The following is a 3,112-nucleotide window of genomic DNA, read 5'->3' on the forward strand; positions in this document are numbered from 1 at the left end:
ACACAGAACCACTTAAGGTTAAATACATCCCAAAGACGTAAATCGTTTGGACACATATTCTCAAAAGGTGTTCTAGGGCAATCCTGACGATAGATTTATGAGTGAACCTAAAGTCTAACGCAAACTTGACGTTTATTTCAAGCGTTTTCTCACGGGCGTTGTGGACGGCATTTTTTTGGATTGAGCTTTCACGCCCAAATTGATGTTCTGATATGTATTCATTTCATTCAAATTTAAGGTTTTTTCTGACTTTTGCAAGTTTTTTGCATTTTTTGCAGAAACAGCTTCTGACTGCCTGCGTTCTCTGCTCTTAAAAGAGCTTGATACCACTGTTTCCATTGGTATTGTGCTGTCATACACAATGGCATCAAACGAGTAGCACACAGAACCACTTAAGGTTAAATACATCCCAAAGACGTAAATCGTTTGGACACATATTCTCAAAAGGTGTTCTAGGGCAATCCTGACGATAGATTTATGAGTGAACCTAAAGTCTAATCCAATATTATTATTTCAATGAACTTTTCTTAGGAAATTTAATACGTTCTATTAAAAATATTCCTTAAATTTTATTCTTAAATGATATACTGAATACCATCTAAACTTTTAATTCCACTAACGCAGATTTAAATACGCGTCTATCATTAAATGAAATTCAAACTTACAATTTCTTTAATTAAGTCACTCAAAATCTGTAAATTGTTATCAAATGGTTATCAACAAAACCCTATATAATTCTATATTTATACATTTATATAATTATAGTTTTACTGAACAATACCCAATTGGTTTTGCTATTTTTAAAGTTTTAACCCAAACGATAAAATTATTACATGTCAAAAAGTAAAAACACCTTTGAACAAGACCTGTTTAAAGCCGCAGATAAACTCCGAAAAAACATTGACGCCGCCGAATACAAACACGTCGTGCTAGGGCTCATCTTTCTAAAATACATCTCAGAATCCTTTAATGAGTTATACCATAAATTGGAAGCTGACGAATGGAGCGGTCCTGAAGATCGGGATGAATATATTGCCGTAAACTGTTTCTTTGTGCCTAAACTCGCACGTTGGGAACATATTCACGCCAACGCCAAACTACCAAGCATCGGACAAACCATTGACGAAGCGATGGAAGCTGTTGAAAAGGAAAATAAAGAACTCAAAAATGTACTTCCTCAAGTATATGGTAAAGCCAATTTGGACAAAACCTCTTTAGGCGAATTGATTGACTTGATTTCCAACACCGAACTGCAAGTAGAAAACGAAAACTCCAAAGATCTTTTTGGACGGGTTTATGAATATTTTTTAGGTGAATTTGCCAATGCTGAAGGCAAAAAAGGTGGTCAATTCTACACCCCAAAAGCCATTGTAAAACTGATGGTCGAAATGATAGAACCCTACAAAGGCAGAGTATATGACCCAGCTTGTGGATCGGGCGGTATGTTTGTCATGTCCGAAAAATTCGTGACCGAACATAGCGGAAATATCAAAGACATTACGGTTTACGGACAAGAAAGCAACCAAACCACTTGGAAGCTCTCACGGATGAATCTTGCCATTCGCAATATCAACTCCCAATTTGTAGCGTGGAACACCGAAGGTACTTTTCTAAAAGATGCGCACCCCGATTTAAAAGCCGATTATATTCTTGCCAATCCGCCGTTTAACCAAAAGGAATGGGGCATAGAAATTTTACAGGATGATGCTCGTTGGCAATACGGCATCCCACCCAGTGGCAACGCCAACTTTGGCTGGATGCAACACATGTTATACCATTTAGCTCCCCATGGCGTGATGGCCACCGTTTTGGCCAATGGTTCTTTAAGTTCTAATACCTCTGGCGAAGGCGATATCCGTAAAGCATTAGTAGAAAACGACTTGGTAGAATGTATTGTGGCACTGCCCAAACAACTGTTTTACAATACCGGTATTCCTGCTTGTATTTGGTTTTTGCGACGAGAAAAAAGCAACCATAGCAAAGAAGTTTTGTTTATCGATGCTTCCGAAATGGGCTATATGAAAAGCCGTGTACACCGCGATTTTAGCGATGACGATATTGCGAAAATTAGAGACACCTATCACCATTGGAGAAAGTCGGAGAGCATCGAACTCTACTCTGATATTAAAGGCTTTTGCAAATCGGCAACTATTGACGACATACGCAAACACAATCATGTATTAACGCCCGGACGCTATGTAGGCATTGAAGATGAAATAGACGACGGCATTCCGTTTGAAACCAAAATGGAAGACTTGACCAATTTGCTAAAACAGCAAATGGAACAAGAAGAAGCTCTAAATCAAGAGATTAAAACACAATTGGCTAATATTGGATTTACATTATGAGCCAAAAAGATAAAAATACCGATACAGAGCAAAGTCGAAGTATTCCCGAAGGATGGGTGGAAACGACTTTGGGAGAAGCAATGACTTTTCAGAGAGGATTTGATTTACCAACAAATGATAGAAAAACAGGAATATTTCCATTAATGGTTTCAAATGGACAAGATGGAACTCATAATGAATTTAAAGTTAAAGGTCCAGGAATTGTAACTGGAAGAAGCGGTTCATTAGGAAATGTTTTTTACGTCGAAAAAAATTTCTGGCCTTTAAATACAACACTTTGGATTAAGAATTTCCATAAAATCGATGTGAAATTTTCTTTTTATCATTTGAAAACATTTCCTTTCCAAAAATATAATTCTGGTTCAGGTGTTCCATCTTTAAATCGAAATCATATTCATCCATTGCCAATAATTATTCCCAAAAGTATTCAAGAGCAAAAAGCCATCGCCAATATTTTAACTGCTTTTGACGATAAAATAGAAAACTTACGTGCGCAAAACGACACTTTGGAACAAACCGCACAAACTCTTTTTACAGAATGGTTTGGGAAATATCAAATTGGGGACCTGTCTGCCGACAAGGCAGGTGAATTGCCAGAGGGGTGGCGTGTTGGGAAGTTAGGCGAAGTAACAAAAATATGTGGAGGAACTACACCAAGCACTAAAAACCCTGATTTCTGGGGAGGAACTATTTATTGGACTAGCCCAAAAGACTTGAGCAACTCTAAAGAAATGTTCTTATTATCTACAGAAAAGACAATTACT

At 37.4% G+C, this 3,112-nt stretch carries 3 protein-coding genes; 2 read left to right on the forward strand and 1 reads right to left on the reverse strand.

Features of this window, described 5'->3' with window-relative positions; translation table 11 throughout:
* Positions 1-132: 132 nt before the first annotated feature.
* Positions 133-408, reverse strand: a complete 276-nt coding sequence (locus VLZ86_RS02765) for a hypothetical protein (protein ID WP_325448490.1) — start codon at positions 406-408, stop codon at positions 133-135.
* 425 nt (positions 409-833) lie between these two features.
* Here VLZ86_RS02765 and VLZ86_RS02770 point away from each other — a divergent pair, with 425 nt between their 5' ends.
* Both VLZ86_RS02770 and VLZ86_RS02775 read left to right on the forward strand, forming a co-directional pair.
* A complete protein-coding gene (locus VLZ86_RS02770) occupies positions 834-2,348 on the forward strand; it encodes a class I SAM-dependent DNA methyltransferase (protein WP_325448491.1) in 1,515 nt (504 codons plus the stop codon).
* A partial coding sequence (locus VLZ86_RS02775) for a restriction endonuclease subunit S (RefSeq protein ID WP_325448493.1) occupies positions 2,345-3,112 on the forward strand: 768 nt, incomplete at its 3' end. The genes VLZ86_RS02770 and VLZ86_RS02775, both read left to right, overlap by 4 nt.

This window comes from Gelidibacter sp. (genome assembly GCF_035515035.1).
Lineage (GTDB): Bacteria > Bacteroidota > Bacteroidia > Flavobacteriales > Flavobacteriaceae > Gelidibacter.

Coding starts and splice junctions, on each gene's coding strand:
- VLZ86_RS02765 (WP_325448490.1), bottom strand. CDS start 408: ATGTATTTAACCTTAAGTGGTTCTGTGTGCTACTCGTTTGATGCCATT.
- VLZ86_RS02770 (WP_325448491.1), top strand. CDS start 834: ATGTCAAAAAGTAAAAACACCTTTGAACAAGACCTGTTTAAAGCCGCA.